The sequence below is a fragment of the Paraburkholderia sp. EG287B genome (genome assembly GCF_040965595.1).
In the GTDB taxonomy this organism is placed as follows: domain Bacteria; phylum Pseudomonadota; class Gammaproteobacteria; order Burkholderiales; family Burkholderiaceae; genus Paraburkholderia.
In genome coordinates this window covers 14,413-37,188 of sequence record NZ_JBFRCG010000004.1, presented here as the reverse complement: position 1 = coordinate 37,188, position 22,776 = coordinate 14,413, and the positions used below count along the sequence as shown (strand labels likewise).

23 protein-coding genes are annotated in these 22,776 nt (G+C 66.6%); 16 read left to right on the top strand and 7 right to left on the bottom strand.

Going from position 1 to position 22,776, the window contains the following annotated elements:
* Positions 1–132: 132 nt before the first annotated feature.
* Entirely contained in the window at positions 133–1,854 is a 1,722-nt protein-coding gene (locus tag AB4Y40_RS07660) for a dihydroxyacetone kinase family protein (protein ID WP_368687155.1), read from the top strand.
* Between the two features lie 25 nt (positions 1,855–1,879).
* Here the strand turns inward: AB4Y40_RS07660 and AB4Y40_RS07655 are convergent, their stop codons facing one another.
* Positions 1,880–2,068, bottom strand: a complete 189-nt coding sequence (locus AB4Y40_RS07655; protein ID WP_368687154.1) for a hypothetical protein — start codon at positions 2,066–2,068, stop codon at positions 1,880–1,882.
* 138 nt (positions 2,069–2,206) lie between these two features.
* Positions 2,207–2,962, bottom strand: coding sequence for an SDR family NAD(P)-dependent oxidoreductase (locus AB4Y40_RS07650; protein WP_368687472.1), 756 nt, complete (start codon positions 2,960–2,962; stop codon positions 2,207–2,209).
* 165 nt (positions 2,963–3,127) lie between these two features.
* Here AB4Y40_RS07650 and AB4Y40_RS07645 point away from each other — a divergent pair, with 165 nt between their 5' ends.
* From AB4Y40_RS07645 to AB4Y40_RS07635, 3 genes are all read left to right on the top strand, one after another.
* A complete protein-coding gene (locus AB4Y40_RS07645; protein ID WP_368687153.1) occupies positions 3,128–4,009 on the top strand; it encodes a LysR family transcriptional regulator in 882 nt (293 codons plus the stop codon).
* Between the two features lie 224 nt (positions 4,010–4,233).
* Positions 4,234–5,349, top strand: a complete 1,116-nt coding sequence (locus tag AB4Y40_RS07640; protein WP_368687152.1) for an alkene reductase — start codon at positions 4,234–4,236, stop codon at positions 5,347–5,349.
* A gap of 41 nt (positions 5,350–5,390) precedes the next feature.
* Complete coding sequence (locus tag AB4Y40_RS07635) at positions 5,391–6,380, top strand: zinc-dependent alcohol dehydrogenase family protein (RefSeq protein WP_368687151.1); 990 nt, start codon at positions 5,391–5,393, stop codon at positions 6,378–6,380.
* A 37-nt stretch (positions 6,381–6,417) separates the two neighbouring features.
* On the opposite strand, the gene AB4Y40_RS07630 is transcribed toward AB4Y40_RS07635, so the two are convergent.
* Positions 6,418–6,930: a metallophosphoesterase gene (locus AB4Y40_RS07630; RefSeq protein ID WP_368687150.1), complete on the bottom strand. Its 513-nt coding sequence runs from the start codon at positions 6,928–6,930 to the stop codon at positions 6,418–6,420.
* 107 nt (positions 6,931–7,037) lie between these two features.
* Here AB4Y40_RS07630 and AB4Y40_RS07625 point away from each other — a divergent pair, with 107 nt between their 5' ends.
* Positions 7,038–7,622: a TetR/AcrR family transcriptional regulator gene (locus tag AB4Y40_RS07625; RefSeq protein ID WP_368687149.1), complete on the top strand. Its 585-nt coding sequence runs from the start codon at positions 7,038–7,040 to the stop codon at positions 7,620–7,622.
* A 97-nt stretch (positions 7,623–7,719) separates the two neighbouring features.
* Positions 7,720–8,460 (top strand): SDR family NAD(P)-dependent oxidoreductase, encoded by a 741-nt coding sequence (locus tag AB4Y40_RS07620; RefSeq protein WP_368687148.1) that lies wholly within the window; start codon positions 7,720–7,722, stop codon positions 8,458–8,460.
* A gap of 20 nt (positions 8,461–8,480) precedes the next feature.
* Here the strand turns inward: AB4Y40_RS07620 and AB4Y40_RS07615 are convergent, their stop codons facing one another.
* The 3 genes from AB4Y40_RS07615 to AB4Y40_RS07605 form a co-directional block, all read right to left on the bottom strand.
* The gene (locus tag AB4Y40_RS07615) at positions 8,481–8,795 is read right to left on the bottom strand and encodes a high-potential iron-sulfur protein (RefSeq protein WP_368687147.1); all 315 of its coding nucleotides are present in this window, start codon (positions 8,793–8,795) and stop codon (positions 8,481–8,483) included.
* Between the two features lie 19 nt (positions 8,796–8,814).
* Entirely contained in the window at positions 8,815–10,035 is a 1,221-nt protein-coding gene (locus AB4Y40_RS07610; RefSeq protein ID WP_368687146.1) for a c-type cytochrome, read from the bottom strand.
* Positions 10,036–10,128: 93 nt separating this feature from the next.
* On the bottom strand, positions 10,129–11,856 hold the full coding sequence (locus tag AB4Y40_RS07605) for a methanol/ethanol family PQQ-dependent dehydrogenase (protein ID WP_368687145.1): 1,728 nt from the start codon (positions 11,854–11,856) through the stop codon (positions 10,129–10,131).
* Between the two features lie 437 nt (positions 11,857–12,293).
* Between AB4Y40_RS07605 and AB4Y40_RS07600 the strand changes: the two genes are divergently transcribed.
* The 10 genes from AB4Y40_RS07600 (at position 12,294) to AB4Y40_RS07555 (ending at position 22,184) form a co-directional block, all read left to right on the top strand.
* The gene (locus AB4Y40_RS07600) at positions 12,294–14,609 is read left to right on the top strand and encodes a TonB-dependent receptor (RefSeq protein ID WP_368687144.1); all 2,316 of its coding nucleotides are present in this window, start codon (positions 12,294–12,296) and stop codon (positions 14,607–14,609) included.
* Between the two features lie 277 nt (positions 14,610–14,886).
* Entirely contained in the window at positions 14,887–16,875 is a 1,989-nt protein-coding gene (locus AB4Y40_RS07595; RefSeq protein WP_368687143.1) for a sigma-54-dependent Fis family transcriptional regulator, read from the top strand.
* Between the two features lie 224 nt (positions 16,876–17,099).
* Complete coding sequence (gene pqqA, locus AB4Y40_RS07590) at positions 17,100–17,174, top strand: pyrroloquinoline quinone precursor peptide PqqA (protein WP_006410019.1); 75 nt, start codon at positions 17,100–17,102, stop codon at positions 17,172–17,174.
* A gap of 66 nt (positions 17,175–17,240) precedes the next feature.
* The gene (gene pqqB / locus AB4Y40_RS07585; protein WP_368687142.1) at positions 17,241–18,164 is read left to right on the top strand and encodes a pyrroloquinoline quinone biosynthesis protein PqqB; all 924 of its coding nucleotides are present in this window, start codon (positions 17,241–17,243) and stop codon (positions 18,162–18,164) included.
* Positions 18,165–18,166: 2 nt separating this feature from the next.
* The gene (pqqC, locus tag AB4Y40_RS07580) at positions 18,167–18,886 is read left to right on the top strand and encodes a pyrroloquinoline-quinone synthase PqqC (RefSeq protein ID WP_368687141.1); all 720 of its coding nucleotides are present in this window, start codon (positions 18,167–18,169) and stop codon (positions 18,884–18,886) included.
* Positions 18,883–19,170, top strand: coding sequence for a pyrroloquinoline quinone biosynthesis peptide chaperone PqqD (gene pqqD, locus AB4Y40_RS07575; RefSeq protein WP_368687140.1), 288 nt, complete (start codon positions 18,883–18,885; stop codon positions 19,168–19,170). Before pqqC ends, pqqD begins: the two co-directional genes overlap by 4 nt.
* A gap of 1 nt (position 19,171) precedes the next feature.
* Positions 19,172–20,290 carry a pyrroloquinoline quinone biosynthesis protein PqqE gene (pqqE, locus tag AB4Y40_RS07570; RefSeq protein WP_368687139.1) on the top strand — a complete coding sequence of 373 codons (1,119 nt, stop codon included), beginning with the start codon at positions 19,172–19,174 and terminating at the stop codon, positions 20,288–20,290.
* Positions 20,291–20,303: 13 nt separating this feature from the next.
* Positions 20,304–21,056, top strand: coding sequence for an energy transducer TonB (locus tag AB4Y40_RS07565; protein ID WP_368687138.1), 753 nt, complete (start codon positions 20,304–20,306; stop codon positions 21,054–21,056).
* Between the two features lie 13 nt (positions 21,057–21,069).
* Complete coding sequence (locus AB4Y40_RS07560) at positions 21,070–21,759, top strand: MotA/TolQ/ExbB proton channel family protein (protein WP_368687137.1); 690 nt, start codon at positions 21,070–21,072, stop codon at positions 21,757–21,759.
* Positions 21,756–22,184 (top strand): ExbD/TolR family protein, encoded by a 429-nt coding sequence (locus tag AB4Y40_RS07555; protein ID WP_368687136.1) that lies wholly within the window; start codon positions 21,756–21,758, stop codon positions 22,182–22,184. The genes AB4Y40_RS07560 and AB4Y40_RS07555 overlap by 4 nt, the downstream gene beginning before the upstream one ends.
* 9 nt (positions 22,185–22,193) lie before the next feature.
* Here the strand turns inward: AB4Y40_RS07555 and AB4Y40_RS07550 are convergent, their stop codons facing one another.
* Positions 22,194–22,718, bottom strand: a complete 525-nt coding sequence (locus tag AB4Y40_RS07550; RefSeq protein ID WP_342923619.1) for a cytochrome b — start codon at positions 22,716–22,718, stop codon at positions 22,194–22,196.
* Between the last annotated feature and the right edge of the window lie 58 nt (positions 22,719–22,776).

Genomic DNA, 22,776 nt, shown 5'->3' with positions numbered 1-22,776 from the left:
CAGACATCCCGAATACATCCGACGCCCGTGCTTCAATACGCTCATGGCATGAAGGATCGCGCGCGGTCCGCCGTTTTAACTCTCGCTTCTGCCCCTCGTTTTTGCCCCCGGTTACTCGTTCAAGGGACTCCCATGAAGAAACTCGTCAACGATCCTTCGTCCGTCGTGCGCGAAATGCTCGAGGGCATTGCGCGCACTGCGCCGCATGTCGCCGTGCTCGGCAACGAAAACGTGCTCGTTCGCAACCCGCTGCCCAGCCCGGCCGAGCGCCCCGTCGCCGTGATTTCGGGGGGCGGCAGCGGCCACGAGCCCGCGCATGGCGGTTATGTCGGACAGGGCATGCTTACCGCCGCCGTGTGCGGCGAGGTGTTCACGTCGCCCTCCACCGACGCCGTGCTGGCCGCGATTCGCGCGAGCGCGGGACCGAACGGCGCGCTGCTCATCGTGAAGAACTACACGGGGGACCGGCTCAATTTCGGTCTCGCGGCCGAACTGGCGCGAGCCGAGGGCATGCCGGTCGAAATCGTCATCGTGGCCGACGACGTGTCGTTGCGCGGGCATGCGGAGCGCAATCAGCGGCGCGGCATTGCGGGGACGGTGCTCGTGCACAAGATCGCGGGCGCGGCGGCGGCGCGCGGCGACGCGCTAGGCCTCGTGGCCGCGATTGCGCGCGGCGTGGCCGAAAATCTGGGCACGATGGGCGTGGCGCTCGACGGCTGCACGCTGCCCGGCGCGGAGCAAGCCGGCTTTCGCCTCGCCGACGACGAGATCGAACTCGGCATGGGCATCCACGGCGAGAAGGGCGTGGAGCGCACGGTGCCGATGGCGGCGGGCGAATTGACGGAAACGCTGCTCGCCAATATCGTCGAAGACCTGGCGTTGAAAAGCGGCGAGCGCGTGGCGCTGCTCGTGAACGGACTGGGCGCGACGCCCGCGATGGAACTGGCGATCATCATGCGCGATGCATTCGAGGGCCTGAATCGCCGTCATGTGACGGTCGAGCGGGCGTGGACCGGCACGTTTCTTTCGGCGCTCAACATGCCGGGCTGTTCGATCTCCGTGCTGCGGCTCGACGATGCGAAACTGGCGCTGCTCGACGCGGTCACCGAAGCGCGCGCGTGGCCCGGCGTCGGCACGGTCAACCGGCGAATCCGCATCGAGCCGGCGTTTTCAGCGGCCGATGTGCGCGCCGAGGCGGGCGCGACGCCTGCGGACGCGGCGAGCGTTGCATGGGCGCGGCGTCTGAAGCCGGCGCTCGATGCCGTTGCGCACGCATTGATCGAGAACGAAGCGCTGTTCACGGACCTCGATTCCCGAGCCGGCGACGGTGATCTGGGCGCGAGCATGCAGCGCGCCGCGCAGGCCATGCTCGCCGTGCCGCAAGGCGCGCTCGGCTCGCCGGGCAGCGCGCTCGCCGCACTCGGCGCGGCATTGCGCCGCGCGATAGCGGGCAGTTCCGGGCCGTTCTACGCAACGGCGCTGCTGCGCGCCTCGCGCATGCTCGGCGAGAAAGCGCAGCCCGACGCGCGGGACTGGGCGGCCGCCATGCGCGGCGCGGCCGAGGCGATCAGCGAACTGGGCGGCGCGAAACCCGGCGACCGCACGATGCTCGATGCGCTCGTTCCCGCCGTCGCTGCGCTGGAAAGCGCCTTGAAGTCGGCGCGCCCCGTGAGCGAGGCGTGGGCGCAGGCGGTGAGCGCCGCGGAGTCCGGTGCGAAAAGCACGGCGCAAATGACGCCGCGCGCGGGCCGGGCAAGCTATCTCGGCGCGCGCGCAATCGGGACGCCCGATGGCGGGGCGGTGGTGGTGGCATGCTGGCTCAAGGCGCTGCAGCCGCATATCGGCGCGGCGTGAGGCGCGGGGCGGCGCAACGCGCGGCTCAGAGCACTTCGAAAATGCTGTAGACCGGGCCGCCCGGAAAGCGGTGGCCCGTGCCGACACGGCGCAACGCACCCCCGGTCTGGCCGACGATCTCGATCGGCTTGACGTCGAGCCGCATCACGAAGAGCGGACGTGTTTGCACCGCCTGGAGCGCGGGCGGGAGTTCATCGAAACGAGGCGTGGACATGGTGGTCACCTTGGGGCCGTTCACGTTGATGGCGGGCTGGCGGACGTCGTCGGATAACGCGGGTTCAGCGGCGAGAAATCGGCGGGCCGCATCCGTGTATGCGAGCGGCCTCCGGCCTGGGCGGCGGCGCAAAGAGCACTACGCTGCCGTGCGCCCGCCGTTGACGCGCAGGATTTCGCCCGTCATGAAGCTGGCCGCGCCGGAGCCGACGAAGCGGATCGCGTCGGCGATCTCCTCGGGGCTGCCGGCGCGCTTGAGCGGCACGTTCGCGAGCGAGGTCGCCTTGCGCTGCGGGTCGGGCATGAAGCGGTCGAGCATGGCGGTCTGCACGGGGCCGGGCGCCACGGCGTTCACGCGCACGCCGAACGACGCCGCTTCGAGCGCGGCCGACTTCGTGAGGCCTTCCACGGCATGCTTGCTCGCCACGTACAGCGCGGCGTTGGGTGCGCCGCGCGCGCCCATGGTCGACGAAACGTTGACGATGCTGCCGCTGCCTTGCGCCGTCATGGCGCGCAGTTCGTGCTTCATCGCGAGCAGCGTGCCGAGCACGTTCGCGTCGAACACGGCCGCGTAGTTCTCCGGCGTTTGTTCGGTGACGGGGCCGGACTCGCCTTCGACGCCGGCCGAGTTGACGGCGATATCGATGCGGCCGAAACGTTCGATCGTGCGCTCGATCAGCGCGCGCACGTCGTCTTCCTTGCTCACGTCGGCGTGGATGTATTCGGCTTGCGCGCCGAGTTCGCGGAGTTCGTCGGCCAGGGCGCGGCCGGGCTCGTCGCGGCGGCCGGAAACGACCACCCGCGCCTTGTCGCGAGCGTAAGCGAGAGCGGTGGCGCGGCCGATGCCGGTCAACGCGCCGGTAACCAGAACGACAGGTTGGGTGTCCGTGTTCATGTTCATGGTATGGCTCCGTGAAGGTTGTGCGAGTCGACTCGGTTGCGGCCTGCGCTTCTTCCTCGACAAGCGTAGTGCCGAACTCTAGAGCGCGCTTGCGCGGCGGAAAAAGACTTTGTAGGCTTGCCGGCATACCTGCGAGGCATGGCGAGACTGGAGCGCGCGATGGAACTGCGGCATCTGCGGTATTTCGTGGCCGTGGCCGAAACCGGCAGCCTGACCGTCGCCGCGCAGCAGCGGCTGTTCACGTCGCAACCGTCGCTGAGCCGCCAGATCCGCGATCTCGAGGACCAGGTGGGTGTGGATCTGTTCATTCGCAGCGCGCGGGGCGTGGAACTGACCACTGCCGGCAAGGCGTTTCTCGACCACGCGCGGCTCGCGCTCACGCAGGTGGACGCCGCCGCCGAGGCCGCGCGCCGCGCGGCGCTGCCCGAGCGCAAGGTGTTCGCGCTGGGCTTCCTCACGGGCGAGGAAATGACCTGGCTGCCGCGCGCGATGAGCGTGCTGCGCGACGAGCTGCCCAATATCGACGTGACCGTATCGAGTTACTACTCGCCGGACGTGGCCGATGCACTCGCGCGCGGCAAGCTCGATCTCGGCTTCCTGCGCGCCGAGCCCGGCTACGATCTCGAATACCGCGTGGTGAACCGCGAGCGGCTCATCGTGCTGATGCCTGCCGATCATCCGCTCGCGGTGAAGGCAGCCATTTCCCCGCAAGACATTGCCGGCGAGCCGTTCGTCATGGCGTCCAACAAGGCGCGCGTGCTGCACGAGGTGATCGTGGGTTATCTGCAGGCGCAAGGCGTGAAGGTGGCCACCGAGCACGGCGTGGACAACCTCGCGATGGCCATGTCGCTCGTGGCTTCCACGCGCGGCGTCGCGCTCATGCCGGAGTATGCGAACAACCTGCTGCCGGGGTCGGTCGTGAGCCGGCCGCTGGAGGGCGAGGCGCCCACGGTCGACCTCGTGGTCGGGTACAACCGCGCCAATGCGTCGCCGACTTTGCAGCTCTTTCTTTCGCGGCTCGACGCGCTCGGACTGCCCTGATCCAGAGACCGGCGGCGTGCGCGCCTGAGGGTCATGCCCGCGAGGCATGGCCCCCTTCCCAGAAGGTCTTTTTACTTTGCGTCGCCGCCCGCTAGATTGTCCAGCAGACGGCGTCGCGACGAAGCGTGGCTCCCGAAGGGCAGTGTGGGACTGCGTATCCCCATGCCTGGGGCCGATATCGACAGTTCGCGTGCCGACGACTTTACGACTCTCGAGGAAAGACCATGGCACACCTGTTCACCCCTACCACGCTCGGCGCTTACTCCCTTTCGCATCGCGTCGTTCTGGCGCCCATGACCCGCCTGCGCACGATCCAGCCCGGCGACATTCCGAGCCCGATGATGGCCGACTTCTACGGCCAGCGCGCCTCCGCCGGCGGCCTCGAGATCGTGGAGGGCGTCAGCATTTCCGTGACGGCCCGCTCGTATCTCGGCGCGGCCAGCTTTTATCACGACGGCCAGACCGCGGGCTGGAAAGCGATCGCCGATGCGGTTCACGCCAAGGGCGGCCGCGTCTTCATGCAACTGATCCACGGCGGCCGTCAAAGCCATATCGACATGACGGGTGGCGTTACGCCTGTCGCGCCTTCGGTCGTGTCGTTCGAAGGCGTCGCGTTGACGAAAGACGGTTTTGTGCCGGTCTCGCCCCACCGTGCGCTCGGCATTAGTGAAATTCCCGGCATCGTCGAGGCATTCCGCGTCGCGGCGCAACGCGCGCTCGACGCCGGATTCGATGGCGTCGAGCTGCATGGCGCGAACGGCTATCTCGTCGACCAGTTCATCCAGGACGGCACCAACCAGCGGACCGACGCTTACGGCGGCCCGATCGAAAATCGCGTACGCTTCCTGCGCGAGGTGATCGAAGCGCTGATTGCGGTGTGGGGCGCCGATCGCGTCGGCGTACGCATCTCGCCGTCGGGCGAATGGGGCGGCATCTCCGACAGCAATCCGGAGGCGACGTTCAGCCATGTCGCCAAGGTGCTCGACGCTTACAGGATCGCATACCTGCATGTGATCGAGCCGCGCGTCAAAGGTGACGACACGCTTCACGAAGGGCACGCGCCAGTCGCAGCGAAATATCTTCGCGAGCACTTTAGCGGGCCGATCATCGCGGCTGGCGGCTTCGACGGCGAGAGCGCCGAAGCGATCGTGGCGTCGGGCGACGCGGATCTCGTGGCGTTCGGCAGGCATTTCTCGTCAAACCCGGACTTGCCGTATCGTCTGAAGCACAAGCTGCCGCTTACGCCCTATGTACGCGCCGCATTCTGGGGCGGCGACGAAAAGCACTACTCGGACTTCCCGGTTCATCAGTCGAATTCACAGGCTGTAATGACCGCGTGATGCGCTCATTACGCCCTCATCAATCCAGGCAGGAGTCAGTCATGTCACGCACAGTCAGGTTTGCACAGGCAGGTGGCCCGGAAGTGCTGCAATTCGTGGACGAACCGGTACGCGCCCCCGGCGCCGGCGAAGTGCGCATCAACGTGAAAGCCATTGGTCTGAATCGCGCGGAATCGATGTGGCGCGCCGACCAGTACATCGAACCGGTACGCTTTCCGGCAGGACTCGGGTACGAAGCGGCCGGCGTGGTCGATGCCGTGGGCGAGGGGGTAGTCGGCATCGCACCGGGAGACAAGGTCAACGTGATCCCGTCGTTCTCGATGAATCAGTACTTCACGTATGGAGAAAGCATCGTCGTGCCGGACTATGCAGTCGTCAGGCATCCTGAATCGCTTTCGTTCGCCGAGGCCGCGTCGGTGTGGATGATGTTCGTCACCGCATACGGCGCGCTGATCGAAGATGCGAAGGTGGGCACCGGCGACTATGTCGTCGTGCCGGCCGCGTCGAGCAGTGTCGGCCTCGCCGCGATCCAGATCGCGAACTACGCCGGAGCGACTTCGATCGCGGTCACGCGTCACGCCGCCAAGAAACAGCCATTGCTCGACGCAGGCGCGGCGCACGTGGTCGTGACCGACGAGACGGATCTGCTGGACGAAATCATGCGCATCACCGGCGGCAAGGGGGCGCGTGTCGTGTTCGATCCGGTCGGCGGCCCGAACTTCGCGAAGCTGATCTCGGCGCTGTCTTTCCAGGGGATCGCGTATCTCTATGGCGCGCTCGACGAACGTGCCACGACGCTGCCGGTGCTGGAGATGATCGCGAAGGTCGTGAGCGTGAAGGCCCACAACATCTGGCTCACCAGCGGCGACGCACAGCGCCGCAAGGCCGCCGTGGAATACGTGCTAAAGGGACTCGAAAGCGGTGCGCTCAAGCCCGTTATCGACCGCACGTTCACGTTCGAGCAGATTGTGGATGCGCACCGCTACCTCGAAACCAATGGGCAGTTCGGCAAGATCGTGGTGACGGTATAGTCTGCCGATACGCGGCGCCCCGCATCGGCAAAAACGATCAGCAATACCCGGTGCGCAGCGCCGCTGCCCAGTCGGGCCGGCCATGGGCGGCGGCACGTTCGGCGGCCGCGTGCCAGTCGTACTCCACGGCGCGAAACTCCACCTCCCAGCCGCGCGGGGTACGGGTGACGCTCGCGTAGCGCGCATGCGGCGTCCCCGTTTCCATGCGATGCGCGAACGGGTGCGTGTCTTCGTACGCGTGCAGGCCGACACTGCCTGGGTTGACGATGAAGCGGCCGTCGGCGAGCTGCATCGAGCGAGCGAGATGCGTATGGCCGCACAGGATCAACGCCGCCTCGACTTCGGCCGCGCGGCGTCTGACCTCGCTGTGCGTGGCCGTTCGGCATCCGCTGGCCGTGACGGTTTCGAGGAAATAGGAAAGGTCGTCCTGCGGCGTACCGTGCACGAGCAGCACGTCGCTTTCGAGCCATAGCGTGGCAGGCAATGCGCCGACCCACGCCAGCTGTTCTTCACTCAGCGCGCCGCGCGCAAAGCGGTCCGACGGCCCCATGCGAGTGCCATCCGCGCCCGTGTCCACGGCCGATCGTTCGTACTTGCGTATTGCATGGATCGCACCGGGTTATTGACAGACCAGTCCACAAACTTTATTCTCGCGTCATGGTCAGACCTAGAGAATTCGATCGGGACGAGGCACTGGGGCGCGCGCTGCGCGTGTTCTGGGCGAAAGGCTATGCCTCGACGTCCACCGAGGACTTGCTCGCCGCGATGAATATCGGGCGGCAGAGCCTCTATAACGCGTTCGGCGACAAGCGCAAGCTTTACCTCGAAGCGCTGGAGCGCTATCAAGGCGAAAGCACGACAGGGCATATCGCCCGCCTGAATGGCAATGCGTCGCCGCTGGGCGGCATCGAGGCGCTCTTGCTGGGCCTCGTCGCCGACGACGAGGACGAGCGCGCGTTAGGCTGCATGGGCGTCGTGGCCATGAGTGAATTCGGCGCCGCCGACCCGGAACTCGTGGCACTGCGCAACAAGGTCGCGCCGCGTCTTTCGAAGCGTCTCATGGAGCGTATTCGCGAAGGCCAGGCGGCCGGCGAAATCGACACGAGCCTCGACGCGCGCCAGGCCGCGGCCTTTGTGCTGATGACCATGCAGGGCATCCAGCTCGCGGCGCGCGGCGGCAGCGACGCGAAGAGCCTGCGCGCGCTGGCGCGCTTCGCCATCGACCGCTTCAGGGCGCGCTGATCTGAGCTGAACCGACAACCGTCGAACCGCGCAAGCCGTCTTTGCGCGGTTTACTTTTGCTGTGTTATGGACTGAACTGTCAAAAAAGGAGAGGAAAATGGAGACGACCTTGGCACTCGAGGGAAAAACAGCGCTCGTATTCGGCGGTTCGCGGGGCATTGGCGCGGCGGCGGCCAGACGCCTGGCGCAAGAAGGCGCCGATGTCGCGCTGACCTATGTTTCAGCGCCACAGCGCGCGGCCGAAACCGTTGCCGCTATCGAAGCCGCAGGCCGCGCGGGTCTGGCCATTCACGCCGATAGCGCCGATCCGGCCGCCATCCGGGGTGCCGTCGCGCAGACCGTGGAACGATTCGGAACACTGAACATCGCCGTGGTCAACGCGGGCATTCTCATGCTCGGCGACATTGCGACCGTGTGCGTCGAAGATCTTGATCGCATGCTCAGCATCAACGTGCGCGGCGTGTTTCTCGCCATTCAGGCTGCTGCCACGCACATGGCCGAGGGTGGCCGCATCATCACGATCGGCAGCAACACAGCGGTGCGCAGCGGCCATCCGGGTTCGAGCGTGTACTCGATGACGAAGGCCGCCGTCGCCGTCATGGTGAAGGGGGCGGCCGTGGATCTCGCGAGCCGTGGCATCACGGTGAACAATATCCAGCCGGGGCCGACGGTCACCGACATGACCGCCGAACACATCGACGCGATCAAGCCGCTCATTCCACTCAAGCGCGCGGCGGACCCGGACGAGATTGCCGGGCTCGTTGCGTGGCTCGCGCGCAAGGAGTCCGGCTATATGACGGGGTCGAGCCTCACCATCGACGGCGGCATGGCGCTGTGATCGCACGTGGTGGCGAGTGTTCAGGTCCGCTGGGCGTAGACGTTGCACCAGCCATCGGCGGTCACCGCCTTGCCGGGGAACATCGGGCACGCGCCTGAAGCGTCGGTGGCCGCGCCAGCATAGAAGCGGCAACTCGCGCAGCGCTGACCCGCCGCGTACTTCGGAAACTTGCCTGCGTCGACGCTGCTGGCTTTGGCGCGATAGCCCAGCGACTTCGCGGTCGTGTCGTTCTCGTCGACGAGGGCGGGGCCGGCGAGCGCGCGCCCGGCCGTGGCGAGCGCGGCGCAAAGACCGGCGGTATGAAGGATGAAGGTTCTGCGATTGCGGGAGATCATGCGGGTTTCCTGGGTTGGGTTAGTGGCGCGGTCCGGCGTTGAGCGGCGTGGTCGAAGATTGCGCGGCCTCGGCAGTGAGCTTTGCGTTGCCCGTGTCATAGCCGTTCGTGTAGAGCAGGAAGGCCATCAGATCGGCGTATTCTTGATCGCTCATCTTGCCCGGGCGGTCGGCCGGCATGTTGGTCGACATGTATTGATAGATGCCGCCGATGGTCAGATGCGAATTCGCGGCCGGGGCGAAGGCCGGGCCGCTCAGCGCCGGCGCGGTGATGCCTTCGAGTTGCGCACCATGGCATTTCGCACAGGATTCCGAATAAAGATGCTGGCCGTGCTCGACCTGCTCGTGGTCGAATGCGGGTGCGTTGCCGCCAGTCGTTGCGGCGACCTTGATGAAGGCGCCTGGGCCGTGCATGGCGCTGCGCCGATACGAGGCCTTCGTGCCTTCGAGCGAGGGCGCATTCGAGCGCGCCTCGCTCGCGGCGCTTTCCGGCAGCGTCCAGCCGCGCGTGAGTGCGGCGAGACGGCCGTCGTCGTTCATGCGGGCAAGGGCGTCGTCGATGCGCGTTTGCAGCGCACGCATGCCGGCGCCCGATGCGAACACGAGATGCCAGTCGGCATACGGCGAGACCGTCACCGCGACCGCGAATTGATGTTGCGGATGCGCGCGCTGGTAAGCCACGACGGCCGGATACCAGACGATCGCGCGCTGTGCACGCCCTTTCGCGACCGCGTCGACGGTCAGCTCGGAGGTGTTCTCCAGGTCGAAGCGCGCGTTCTTCTGCTGCACGGCGATGAGCTGAGATGGGCTCGACCAGGTCGCCGCGACCGTTTCCTTGCCGTCGGCAGCGGGTGCGGCGGCGCGCGGGTGGCGCAACGTGACGCTGACATAGCCCGAGCGCAGGTAGCCTTGCGAGAAAATCATCGGCGAGCCCGATGCGTCGGCGACGCTCGAGCGCGGGAAGCCCGCAACGAGGTCGCAGTCGCGGCCCAGCGCGCTGGCGAGTTCGTGCGCCGAGATGCCGTCGTCGCCGCCATCGTCGTCGATGCCGTGGGTGACAAACGTTGCGGCCACGCCGGCGGTTTTCAGCACGGCGCGCGCGACGGCCTGGTCGAGCGCGGCCGTCGGGCTGCCCGGCAGCGTGCAGACACGCACGTCGTTCGCCGCCGCCTGGGCGCTGGTGTGCGCGCCGCCTGCCGCGAGCGCGGCGGCCACGGCGAGCCAGGTGATCCAGATATTCATGATCGTGTGTTCCAGTGAAGTCGGGGCCGCACGCAAGCGCGTGGCTTACGCACATGCGTGCGGCGAAAGGCGAGAGCGTCGTTCAACCCAGGTTCAGCCCCGGTCCAGCGCGAACACGTAGAGCGTGCCGCCGCGCGGGACATCCTTTGCCACATCGGCCATCGGGCCACCCCAGATCGGATTCGCGCCGCCGTAGCCCGCCAGCACGGCGACGTACTCCTTGCCGTCGACTTCGAACACGGAAGGCTGCGCGATGATGCCGCTCGCGAGCTGCGGGCTTTCCCAGAGCACCTTGCCGGTGGCGACGTCGAAAGCATAGAGATGGCCGTCGAGCGAGCCGCTGAACGCGAGACCGCTGGCCGTGGTCGCCACGCCGCCGTTCCAGGGCATCCTGGTCCAATGGCCCCAGAGCTTCTTGCCGGTGTTCACGTCGATGGCCTGCAGTTCGCCATAGCCTTCGCTGCCCGGTTCAGGCTTGATTTCGAAGCCTTCGCCGAGATAGGGCAGACCTTCCATATAGCTCACCGACTTGCCCGAGAGGCTCATGCACGCGTGAAGTGCGGGCACCACGGCGATGTGCCGCTCCGGATCGTAGGACACCGACCACCAGTTCTTGCCGCCCAGAAAGCTCGGGCAGGTGTCGATGGTCGTGCCGGCCTTCGGGTATTTCGACGGGTCCTGAACCGGCTTGCCGTCGTCCGTGTAGCCCGTGACCGAGGTCGCCTTCACGAATGGCTCCGCGTAGATCAGCTTGCCCGTTTGACGGTCGATGGCGTGGAAGAAGCCGTTGCGGTCGGCGTGGATGATGGCGTCGTAATCCTTGCCCTTGTACTGGATGTTCGCGAGGATCGGCGTGTTGACGCCGTCATAGTCCCACGTGTCGTTGCTCGTGTACTGGTAATGCCATTTGAGCTTGCCGTTCTTCGGGTCGAGCGCGAGCAGTGAGTCGGAGTACAGATTGTCTCCGGGGCGCAGTGCAGCGAGCCACGGGCCAGGGTTGCCAACGCCCCAGTACAGCGTGCGGCTCGCGGCGTCGTAGGTGCCGGTGAGCCACGCGGCGCCGCCGCCGTGCGCCTGCATGCCGTCGGGCCAGGTCTCCGCGCCTTTTTCGCCGGAGCCCGGAATGGTGTAGCGCTTCCACACGATCGCGCCGTCGTCGGGTTTCAGCGCGGCGATGTAGCCGCGAATGCCGTACTCGCCGCCCGAGGTGCCTACGACGATCGAGCCGTCGAGCGCAAGCGGCGCGAGCGAGAACGCATAGCCGAGGCCCGGTTCGAACATCTGCTTCTTCCAGACCACCTGGCCGGACTTTGCGTCGAGCGCGGCGATCTCGCCACTCAGCATGGCGATATAGACGTTCTTGCCGTACAGCGCCACGCCGCGGTTCACCACGTCGCAGCACGCGGTCTTGAACGACTCCGCGCCGAGCTTCGGCTCGTATTTCCAGAGCTGCGCGCCGGTCTTCGCATCGAAGGCGTAGACGTTGTCTTTCGGCGTGCTGACGAAGAGGTAGTTGCCGTTGACGATCGGCGTCGCCTCGAAGCCCTGCTTCAGTTCGGCGGGGAACTGGTAGCTCCACGCCTGCTTCAGCTCGCCGACGTTCGACGCGTCGATCTGCTTGAGCGGCGAATGCGACTGGCCGTTGTAGCTGCGGTAGTACGTGAGCCAGCCTGGGTCGCTTTGCGCGCGGGTCAGGCGGTCATAGGTCACGGGCGGATAGTCCGAGGCGGCATCCACTGGGCCCGCGTTCAAGGACATCGCCGCTGCGATGGCCATGGCGCAGGTCGCAAGCCGGCTTGCCGCAGCCGAGCGTCTCTTCATCTTCGTCTCCTGAGTATTTGTCGATGCACGCCCGGAAAGCGGTCAGGCTGGATGCGCGGGGATGGGGGCCGGTCCGGGTGCGCTGCCGTTCTTGCAAGTCGTATGCCATTGGCCGCGAAGCGTTGCGAGGCGGGCGATGCAGCCGGTTGACCGGCTTCCCGGCGAGGTGCCCCGCGTGTGGCCGATGTGTTGCATTCCGGTACAGGACGCGGCGAAGAGTGTTGGCGAACGTGACAGTGGGCCGGTCGCTCAGAAAGGTGCTGCGCGGTATCGCATCGTGCCGATGACAAGCGCGGCATGGCAAAGGGCGTCGCCATGCACGCTGGCACGTTCCTGGCTAGATCACGGCAAAGAGCGGACGGTTGTGTGCGCACCGGTCGGCGCTCGACGCTACGGGGTCGAGCTGCACGAGCGGATAAAACAGATGGAGACGAAAGTTGATTCCAGAGAAGGCGGTGGGCGCCAGGCGCGCGTATGCGACGCTCGGCACGAGCCTCGCCCTCGGCGCGCTGTGCGTCGGTACATCCACACTGGCCATCGCGCAGGCACAGAGCGCAGCGGATAACAGCGCGACGAGCGAAGCGCCGGGCCCGCTCGTGCTGCCCGCTGTCGTGGTGGTCGGCACGACGCCGCTGCTCGGCATCGGTACGCCGCTCGCGAAGGTGCCGGCCAACGTGCAGACCGTGACCGCGCAGGATCTCGCGACACAGCACCGCGAAACGCTGACCGACTTCTTCGCCGCGAACCTGCCGGGCGTGAGCGTGACCGACGCGCAAGGCAATCCGTTTCAGATGAACCTGAGCTATCGCGGCTTCACGGCTTCCCCAGTGCTCGGCACGCCTCAGGGATTGTCGGTGTTCGTCGACGGCGTGCGCGTGAACGAGCCGTTTGGCGACGTGGTGAACTGGGACCTGATACCGGCCGGCGCGATCGACAAGATCCAGCTCATTCCAGGCTCGAATCCTGTCTACGGCCTCAACACGCTGGGCGGCGCCATCGCGATCACCACGAAGAACGGGCGCACGAGCCCCGGCGGCGACATCGATCTCTCGGGCGGCTCATGGGGGCGCAAGAGCGCGCAGTTCGAGCAGGGCGGCACGCTCGGGCCGCACGTCGACTACTACGCGAACGCGAACGTCACGAACGACAACGGCTGGGCCGACCACAACGCGAGCCGCGTGCGCCAGAGATTCGGCAAGCTGCGCTATACCGACGACGACACCACGCTCTCGATCTCGGGCGGCGGCGCGGACAACCAGCTGTACGGCAGCCAGACCATTCCGCGCTCGTTTCTGGACAACCCGAAACAGGCCTATACGTTTCCGGACCTGAACCGCAACAGCGTGGGCTACCTCACGCTCTCGGGCGAGCACTTCTTCAACGACAACGTGGAACTGAGCGGCAACGCCTACTATCGCCATCTGCGCAACGAGAACGTGAGCAGTAACAACAACACGGACTACGGCTCGATCGACGCGGACGGCAACGTCGACACGCTGGAGGGCAGCAACGTCGATTCCATCATCACGACGGACAGCCTTGGCGCGAGCCTGCAGTTGACACTGCTCGGCAAGCTGGGCGGCATGGCGAGCCAGCTCGTTGCGGGCGTGGCGGCGGACTTCGCGAACTCGCGCTACGTGTCGTCTTCGCGGGACGCCACGTTCACGCCCGATCGCGCGACAGTCGGCATCGGCGATTTCGTTCAGCAGACCGATGCCAAGACGCGCAACGCGAACTATGGCATCTACCTGAACGAAACACTCGCGCTCACGCCGCAATGGACGCTTACGCTGTCGGGCCGCTACGACTGGGCGAGTGCGCGCATCGCAGACGAAAGCGGCGTGCAGCCGCTGCTCGACGGCTATCACACGTTCTCGCGCTTCAATCCGGCCGTGGGGCTCAACTGGAATCCGCTGCCCGCCGTTACCGTCTACGCGACCTACAACGAAGGCATGCGCGCGCCCACCGCAATCGAGCTTGCGTGCGCGGACCCGGCTGCGCCATGCTCGTTGCCGAACGACTTCGTGGCCGATCCGGCGCTGCAACCCGTGGTCTCGAAGACTTTCGAGGCTGGTGCGCGCGGTCGCATCGGCGCGCAGACTACGTGGAGCGCCGCCGCGTTCAGCACCACGCTCTCCAACGACATCGAGTTCGTGAGCGCGGCGGGCAGCACGCAGGGCTATTTCCAGAACGTCGGCAAGACGCGCCGCCAGGGTGTCGAGCTGGCGGGCCACACGGCGTTCGGCCCCGTTAGTGTCGGCCTGAACTACAGCTATGTGGACGCGACCTACCGCTCGACATGGACCGAACAGAGCCCAGCGAATTCCTCAGCGGATGCGAACGGCGTCATCACGGTGCGGCCGGGCGACCACGTGCCCGGCATTCCGGCGCATGCCGTCAAGCTGCGGCTCGACTACGCGGCCACGGCGCAATGGAGGATCGGCACGAACATCACGTGGCGCAGCGGCGTGTATGCGCAAGGCGATGAAAACAATCAGGATGCCAATGGAAAGATCGCGGGCTATGTGCTCGTGGATCTCGACACGCGCTATCGCGTCACGAAACGGCTGGAGGTCTACGCGAACGTGACGAACCTGTTCGACAGGCGCTATGCGAGCTTCGGCGTGCTGGGCCAGAACTTCTTCAACGGGCCCGGCCACACGTTCGACGGCGCGAATCCGGTGAACGAGCAATTCGTCGGACCAGGCGCGCCGCGCGGTTTCTGGGTGGGCCTCCATTACGCCTGGGATTGAACTCAGGGGCCGAGCGTACGCATCGGGGTGAGTCCGCATTCCTCCACGCGGGCCATTTAAGGTAATACACAGGCTGGCGAATCGCGTGGCACGTGTTTCGATCGACGCACGCTGCCTTGCATACGGTTCGCTTACACAGCGTGTTGCGCGTCGCGCGCGCATTCGGCGCAAACCGGCTGGCTGGAATCGATGGCCGGATGGCCCGGAGCTTGCTATTAGAGGACACCGAGAAATACCGAAGTGTCCGGCAAGGTACCGGCCAATCGTGGAGGAGAGCATGCGCGACGACGTACAGATGGCCGCGGGTCAAGCGGTCCAGGTGTCCAATGGCTGGCCCGCACCGGCCATTCAGAAGGCGCACGAGCGCTCGGAGACCTTCGGTCTGCGCGCGGGCGCGAGACCGGATTACGACGTGCTTTCGGGCGCGGGTCTCGAACTCAAGCGCGAGCAGAACCGCGTGCTGTGCATGCATGCCACGCCGGTCATGGAGACGCTGCACGAGCAGATCGTCAACACGCAAAGCATGATCGTGCTGACCAATGCCGAAGGCTTGATCCTGCATTCGATCGGCGACGACGATTTCCTCCAGCGCGCCGAAAAGGTCGCGCTGCGGCCCGGCGCCAACTGGGCCGAGGACCGCCAGGGCACCAACGCGATCGGCACTGCGCTCGCCGAGCGCTGTGCGATGGTCGTGCACGGCGACCAGCATTACCTCGCGGCGAACCGCTTCCTCACCTGCTCGAGCGTGCCGATCTTCGACCCGTACGGCGACGTGATCGGCGTGCTGGACGTGACGGGCGATCATCGCAGCTATCACCAGCACACCATGGCGCTCGCGCGCATGTCCGTGCAGATGATTGAGAATCATTTGTTTGCGACGACTTTTCAGGAGACGCTGCAGGTCTCGTTTCATGGCCGCCCGGAATTCCTCGGCACGCTGATGGAGGGCATCGCCGCCTTCACGTGCGACGGGCGTTTTCTCTCGGCCAACCGCAGCGCGCAGTTTCAACTCGGCCTCTCGCTCGCCGCGCTGCGCGCCCATACGCTCTCGTCGCTATTCCAGACCACCAGCGCGCAACTGATCGACAGTATGCGTGCGGGGCTGGAATCGCACCTCATGCTCAATCTCGCGAGCGGGGCGGTGGTTTGCGCGCGCGTGCAGTTCAGGCGTGCGACGCTGGCCGAAGGCGCCCGGCCCGTCGTGGTGCATGGCGCGGCTGCGCAGCCGGCCGCCTATGCGACGGCGCAGCCGCCTTCCATGGGCCTCTCGCGCCTGAGCTACCTCGACACGGGCGATCCGCAAGTGGCGCTCGTGATCGCGAAGGTGCGCAAGGTGATCGGCAAGGACATCCCGGTTCTCGTCACCGGCGAAACCGGCACCGGCAAGGAACTGCTCGCCCAGGCCATTCATAACGATTCGCCGCGCCGCGACCAGCCGTTCGTGGCGGTGAATTGCGCGTCGATTCCGGAAACGCTTATTGAATCGGAACTGTTCGGCTACGAGGAGGGCGCCTTTACGGGCGCGCGGCGCAAGGGCGCGGCGGGCAAGCTGTTGCAGGCGAACGGCGGCACGCTGTTTCTCGACGAGATCGGCGACATGCCGTATCCGCTGCAAGTGCGCCTCTTGCGCGTGCTGCAGGAACGCATGGTCAATCCGCTCGGCTCGACGAAGACCATCCCTGTCGATATCGCGATCATCTGCGCGACGCACCGCGACTTGCGCGAGATGATCGCGCAGAACCGCTTCCGCGAGGACCTGTACTACCGGCTCAACGGCCTCGTGGTGCGCCTGCCGCCGCTGCGCGACCGCACGGATCTCGCGGTCGTGATCCAGAAGCTCCTGCACCGCGAATCGCACGGACGTGCGAACGTGCAGCCGCTCAGCGTCGCACCGGACGTGATGGCGCTGTTCGAACGCTGCGCGTGGCCCGGCAACTTCCGGCAGCTGGGCAACCTGCTGCGCACGGCCGCGGCCATGGTCGACGACGATGGCCAGATCCGCCGCGAGCACCTGCCCGACGACTTCTTCGACGACCTGCGCTGCTGCGGCCAGACCCAGGCATTGCCCCCGGCGCATGCCCACGCGGAGCCGCTGTTGCCGGAGGATGCGCGCCTCGAAGACGTGACCGCCTCGACCATTGCGGCCGCGCTCGCGCGCCATGGCGGCAACGTGTCGGCTGCAGCGCGGGCGTTGGGCGTGTCGCGCAATACCATCTACCGCAAGATGCCGGCTGCCGATTCCGGGCGCGGTTCGGGCGACGCCTGAAGCGCCATTCGCGCGCGGCCAGGTCGCTTCCTGTCTCTTCCTCTGTCCCACGGGTGTTGCATCCTGTAGCACCCGTGTTCCGAAACGCAACACCCTTTTCCACGCCGGCAGCACTGGCCGCATCGGGCGAACGCTGGCTCGCACCGGCATGCCCCTTGCTTTGAAGAGACTGGCCGCACATTCGATGCGGTATGCAGCCTCAATCTCAAACAAGGAGACATGTCATGCAGTGGACCACCCCCGCTTATACCGATCTGCGTTTCGGCTTCGAAATCACGATGTATATCGCCAACCGCTGAGCGCACGGCAGCGTGCCGTCCGCGCGGCCAGCGAGGCGTGGCGGGCGGCATGCAGCGAGAACGATCATGAAGATCAGGATACTGGGTTCAGGTGCGGGCGGCGGCCTGCCGCAATGGAACTGCAACTGCGCGAATTGCCGCCGCGCGCGGCAGGCGTACGGCGATGTGTTGCCGCGCACGCAGTCGTCGATTGCGGTGAGTGGCGACGGCGTGGACTGGGTGCTCGTCAACGCGTCGCCGGATCTGCTGGCGCAGTTGCGCTCGCATCCCGATCTGCAGCCCGCGCGCGCCACCCGCGATAGCGCGCTCGCCGCCGTCGTGCTGACCGACGCGCAGATCGACCATGTAACGGGCCTGCTGATGCTGCGCGAACACACCTCGCCGCTGCCGCTCTATGCCTGCGGGCCGGTGCTCGACGATCTGTCGGCCGGGCTGCCGCTCGTGCCGCTGCTCGGTCATTACTGCGGCGTGGAAGCCCACACGATCGCACCGGGCGAGCCGTTCACGATTGCCGCTTGCGCCGGCCTGCGCTTTACCGCGCTACCCGTGGAGAGCAAGCCGCCGCCGTATTCGCCGCGCCGCGAGGCATCCGTGCCGGGAGACAATATCGCACTCCTGATCGAGGATGTCGAAGCGGGCACGCGCGCGTTCTATGCGCCCGGTCTCGCACAGATGAGCACCGATGTGCTCGCCACCATGCGCCGAGCCGACCTCGTGCTCGTGGACGGCACGTTCTGGACCACCACCGAAATGATCGACCTCGGCCTCTCGACGAAGCACGCGGCCGACATGGGGCATCTCGCGCAGCGCGGCGACGACGGCCGGCCGGGCATGATCGACTGGCTCGACACATTGCCGCGCGGCACGCGCAAGGTGCTCACACATATCAACAACACGAATCCGATTCTCGACCCGCATTCCGTCGAGCACGCGCAACTGCGTGCACACGGCATCGATGTGGCCCACGACGGCATGCAGTTTCAGGTATGACGATGAACGCCCCTCTCAAGCTTGAAAGCACGCATGCAATACCATGGACTGCGAATGAATTCGAGTCGCGTCTTCGTGCGCTCGAATCGCGCTATCACATCTACCATCCGTTCAACCAGATGCTCAACGGCGGGCGTTGCTCGCCCGCGCAGATCCGCGGGTGGGTCGCGAACCGCTTTTACTATCAGATCAACATTCCGCTCAAGGATGCGGCGATCCTCTCGAACTGCCCCGACCGCGCTACGCGGCGCCGGTGGATCCAGCGTCTGACCGACCACGATGGGCAAGGCGAGAACGAAGGCGGCATCGAAGCCTGGGTGCGCCTGGGCGAAGCCGTCGGCGTCGATCGGGACACGATGTGGTCGCAACGACTCGTGCTGCCCGGCGTGCGCTTCGCGGTCGATGCTTACGTGAATTTCGCGCGGCGCGCGCCGTGGCAGGAGGGCGTGTGTTCGTCGCTCACCGAGATGTTCGCGCCGCAGATTCATCTGGACCGGCTCGCGGGCTGGCCTTCGCATTACCCGTGGATCGAGCCGCAAGGCCTTCAGTATTTCCGCAGCCGCGTGCCGCTCGCGCAGCGCGACGTCGAACACGGGCTCGAAGTGACGCTGAGCCATTTCCGCACGCCTGCCGAGCAGCAGCGCGCGGTGGAGATCCTGCAGTTCAAGCTCGATATTCTCTGGTCGATCCTCGATGCGGTCGAAAAGGCTTGGCCCATATGAACCCGATAGTGCCCGCTGCAGGCAGCGGCGTGCCGCTGCGCCCGCGCTTGCGCGGCATGTACCGCCTGCAGTGGGAGGCGGCCCAGGACGCGTACGTCCTGCTCTATCCCGAGGGAATGGTGCAGCTCAATTCGAGCGCGGGCGAGATACTCGCGCGTTGTGACGGCGCACACGAACTCGACGAGATCATTGGCGAGCTGGAGCGGCTTTTCAGCACCTCCGAACTGGCGCCCGACGTCTATCGCTTTCTCGATCACGCGCGGCTGCGCGGCTGGCTCGACTGACATGGCGACCGCTACCGCACTCCCGCCCAGGCCGCTCTGGCTGCTCGCCGAGCTGACCTATCGCTGCCCGCTGCATTGCGCGTTCTGCTACAACCCGGTGGACTTCGCGCGGCACGGCGAAGAACTCGACACCGAAACATGGCGCGCGACCATCAGCGCCGCTCGTGAACTGGGCGCGGCGCAGATCGGTTTCTCCGGCGGCGAGCCGCTGCTGCGCGACGACCTGGAAGCGCTCGTCGCGCATGCGCGCCAGCTTGGCTTCTATACGAACCTGATCACGTCCGGGATCGGCTTGAACGTCGAGCGCATCGAGCGGCTCAAGGCGGCCGGGCTCGATCATATCCAGGTGTCGATGCAGGATTCCACGCGCGAACTCAACGACTTTCTCACGAGCACGCGCACGTTCGAACTCAAGCGCAACGTTGCGCGGCTCGTGAAGGCGCATGGCTATCCCATGGTCCTCAACTGCGTGCTGCATCGCTTCAACCTGCCGCATATCGCGCAGATCATCGACATGGCGCTCGAACTGGGCGCCGACTATCTGGAGCTTGCGAACACGCAGTATTACGGCTGGGCCATGCTCAACCGCGATCAATTGATGCCCACCGCCGAGCAGCTTCGCGAAGCGGAGGAGACCGTGAATCGCTATCGCGCCCGGATTGGCGAGCGTTGCCGCATTCTGTTCGTCGTGCCCGACTACTTCGAACAACGGCCCAAAGCGTGCATGAGCGGCTGGGGCAGCGTGTTTCTCGGCGTGGCGCCCGATGGCGCGGCGTTGCCTTGCCACGCGGCGCGTTCGCTGCCGGGCCTCGTGCTGGCGAACGTGCGCGACGTGCCGCTGCAGCAGATCTGGTACGAGAGCGAAGCGTTCAACGCGTTTCGCGGGGACGGCTGGATGCGCGAGCCCTGCCGCAGTTGCGACGAGCGTCACGCCGATCATGGCGGCTGCCGATGCCAGGCCTACCTGCTGACCGGCGACGCCGCCGCGGCCGACCCCGTGTGCGCGAAGTCGCCGCATCACGACCGCATCGTGCAGACCGTGGCATTCGCGAGACGGCCAACGCGCGACGACGAGCGGCCGATCGTGTTCCGCAGCAGGCAGAACTCGCTCGCGCTTTGAGTGGAGAATCGACATGGCGTCGGTCGTTGCGCGCTTCAATCGCGGTGAGCGTGTGGTATTCGGCCCGCACGTGTTGGGGCGGCGTGCTGCAATTGCCGCTGTGGTTGCGGGCGTGCTCGCGCTGCATGCCGCGCTGATCGCGGTGGCACGCTGGGGGGCGAGCGCGTCGCACGCCATGCCGGTGCGCGTGAGGGTCGTGGACGCCGTGCTGATCGCGCCGGAGTCGCACAAGAGCGAAGCGCCTGCGCGAACGTCCTCGCCGAGTCGGTCAACTCATGAAGCAATCCGAAGCGATCCTGTGCAGCCGGCTCGAACGCGTCCAGCGGCGCCGGTGCACGCGCAAAGCGTCACCCGCACGCCCTGGTCGCCAGCGGCAGCACCTGCCGCACATGCTGCCCCCGAAGCCGCAATGCCAACGGAACGCCTCGCCGGATCGCAGCCGCAATCGCAACCCGCCCCCGTCGCCCAGGCGCCGGCCGCGGACACGCCGCGCCGGGTCGCCCATCTGGACTGCGCGCTCACGAAGCCCGACTACCCCGCGCAGTCCTTGCGCCGCGCCGAGGCGGGCACGGCCATCATCGAAGTCGATACCGCAGCGGACGGCCATGTAGTCGCCGCGCGCGTAGCGACGACGAGCGGCTACACGAGGCTCGACGAAGCGGCGCGCGCCGCCGCGCTCGCGAGCCGTTGCCAACCGTATGCCGAGGACGGCAAGCCGGCGCCCGCACGCGCCGACGTGCCGTTCACGTTCACCCTCAGCGAATGAAACGGAGGACCACATGCCAACCTATGGAATCGCGCACCTGTGGGCTCAGGGCGATCCGATGACGCGCTTCGTGGCGGCGCTGCTCATAGCGATGTCGGTCGTGTCGTGGGCGGTGATCGTGTTGAAGGCGTGCGAGTTCGCGCATCTGCGCCGCCATGGCGGCGCCGCGCAAAGGCGCTTCCGGGAAGCCGGCGACGCCGACGATGGCGTCGACGCCTTGGGCCGCCCCGGCACGCCGTTCTTCGAATTGGCCAGCGCCGGCCAGCGCGCGCTGGCGCACCACGAGGCGAGCAGCGCCGGGCACCGCGGGCGCGTCGATCTGAGCGAGTGGCTGCTGCGCAGCCTCAGGGCTTCGGTGAGCGAGAGCTCGACGCGTCTTCAGCGCGGCCTTGGCCTGCTTGCCTCGATCGGCAGCACGGCGCCGTTCGCCGGCCTGCTCGGCACCGTGTGGGGCATCTACCATGCGCTGCTCGCACTCGGCGCCAGTGGCGACGCCAGTCTCGAACACGTCGCGGGGCCGGTTGGCGAGGCGCTCATCATGACGGCGCTCGGCCTGTGCGTGGCGATTCCCGCCGTGCTTGGCCACCACGCGCTCGCGCGTGTCTCGCGCGATATCGTCGCGCAGCTCAACCGCTTCGCCTACGGGGTGCACGCGCTGTTGCTCACGGGCAGCGCGCCTGCGCCGATGAAGGAACGGGTATGAACGACGATCGCGATCTGGAAGACGAAGCGATGCCGGCGGCCGACATCAACATGACGCCGCTGATCGACGTGATGCTCGTGCTGCTCGTCATCTTCATGGTGACGCTGCCGGTTCTGCACCAATCCGCGCATCTGGCGTTGCCGCGCGCGACCAGCCAGCGCGAGGATCTGGCGGCGCCGCACGTCGACATCGTCGTCGATGCGCTCGGCCACATGAGCTGGAACGCGCAGCCTGTTCAGGAGTCCGGTCTATCGGCGCGGCTGGCGGAAGCCGCGCGGCTCACCCCGCAGCCCGAAATCCGGCTCTCGGCCGATCGCGCCACGCCGTACGGGCGTGTCGCGCAGCTGCTCGCGGCGGCGAGCGCCGCAGGACTCGCGAAGGTCGGCTTCGTGACCGAGCCGGACGCGCCGCCGCGCGGCCAATGACCGCTGGCGTTAGAGCTTCATGCGCTGCAAGACACGATCGTTGAGCACGAAACGATGAAACAGCGCCGCGGCCACATGCAGGCAGATGAACGCGAACAGCACCCACGCGAGCACGCTGTGGACGTCGCCCATGGCGTGCCCGAACGACGATCCCGCAGCGGAGAGCGCGGGCAGGGGGATGGCGCCGAACAGCGTGACGTCCCATGCGCGCGACGAGGCGTTGATCCAGCCGAGCACCGGCACCGCGATGAGCAGGGCGTAGAGACCGACATGCGTGAGGGCCGCCACGGCGCGCATGAACGGCGTCTGGTCGTCGGGCGGCGGGCGATGGGTGGCGCGCCAGACCAGACGGCACACCATGGCGGCGACGAGCGCCGTGCCGACGCCCAGATGCCACGCAATTTCGCCAACGGGGCGCGTGTCGCGGTGCACGTCGGGCATGGTCCAGCCGATCACGAACTGCGCCGCCACGAGTGCGACGACGAGCCAGTGAAGCAGGCGCGCTACGAAGTCATAGCGCGAATCGGCGGCGATTTGCATGGGCGCTCCGTGCTCAGAAATGGTCGGTTGAAAGCGGCGATTCTAGCGTGCC

Coding starts and splice junctions, on each gene's coding strand:
- AB4Y40_RS07660 (WP_368687155.1), top strand. CDS start 133: ATGAAGAAACTCGTCAACGATCCTTCGTCCGTCGTGCGCGAAATGCTC.
- AB4Y40_RS07655 (WP_368687154.1), bottom strand. CDS start 2,068: ATGTCCACGCCTCGTTTCGATGAACTCCCGCCCGCGCTCCAGGCGGTG.
- AB4Y40_RS07650 (WP_368687472.1), bottom strand. CDS start 2,962: ATGAACACGGACACCCAACCTGTCGTTCTGGTTACCGGCGCGTTGACC.
- AB4Y40_RS07645 (WP_368687153.1), top strand. CDS start 3,128: ATGGAACTGCGGCATCTGCGGTATTTCGTGGCCGTGGCCGAAACCGGC.
- AB4Y40_RS07640 (WP_368687152.1), top strand. CDS start 4,234: ATGGCACACCTGTTCACCCCTACCACGCTCGGCGCTTACTCCCTTTCG.
- AB4Y40_RS07635 (WP_368687151.1), top strand. CDS start 5,391: ATGTCACGCACAGTCAGGTTTGCACAGGCAGGTGGCCCGGAAGTGCTG.
- AB4Y40_RS07630 (WP_368687150.1), bottom strand. CDS start 6,930: ATGGGGCCGTCGGACCGCTTTGCGCGCGGCGCGCTGAGTGAAGAACAG.
- AB4Y40_RS07625 (WP_368687149.1), top strand. CDS start 7,038: ATGGTCAGACCTAGAGAATTCGATCGGGACGAGGCACTGGGGCGCGCG.
- AB4Y40_RS07620 (WP_368687148.1), top strand. CDS start 7,720: ATGGAGACGACCTTGGCACTCGAGGGAAAAACAGCGCTCGTATTCGGC.
- AB4Y40_RS07615 (WP_368687147.1), bottom strand. CDS start 8,795: ATGATCTCCCGCAATCGCAGAACCTTCATCCTTCATACCGCCGGTCTT.
- AB4Y40_RS07610 (WP_368687146.1), bottom strand. CDS start 10,035: ATGAATATCTGGATCACCTGGCTCGCCGTGGCCGCCGCGCTCGCGGCA.
- AB4Y40_RS07605 (WP_368687145.1), bottom strand. CDS start 11,856: ATGAAGAGACGCTCGGCTGCGGCAAGCCGGCTTGCGACCTGCGCCATG.
- AB4Y40_RS07595 (WP_368687143.1), top strand. CDS start 14,887: ATGCGCGACGACGTACAGATGGCCGCGGGTCAAGCGGTCCAGGTGTCC.
- pqqB (WP_368687142.1), top strand. CDS start 17,241: ATGAAGATCAGGATACTGGGTTCAGGTGCGGGCGGCGGCCTGCCGCAA.
- pqqC (WP_368687141.1), top strand. CDS start 18,167: ATGAACGCCCCTCTCAAGCTTGAAAGCACGCATGCAATACCATGGACT.
- pqqD (WP_368687140.1), top strand. CDS start 18,883: ATGAACCCGATAGTGCCCGCTGCAGGCAGCGGCGTGCCGCTGCGCCCG.
- pqqE (WP_368687139.1), top strand. CDS start 19,172: ATGGCGACCGCTACCGCACTCCCGCCCAGGCCGCTCTGGCTGCTCGCC.
- AB4Y40_RS07565 (WP_368687138.1), top strand. CDS start 20,304: ATGGCGTCGGTCGTTGCGCGCTTCAATCGCGGTGAGCGTGTGGTATTC.
- AB4Y40_RS07560 (WP_368687137.1), top strand. CDS start 21,070: ATGCCAACCTATGGAATCGCGCACCTGTGGGCTCAGGGCGATCCGATG.
- AB4Y40_RS07555 (WP_368687136.1), top strand. CDS start 21,756: ATGAACGACGATCGCGATCTGGAAGACGAAGCGATGCCGGCGGCCGAC.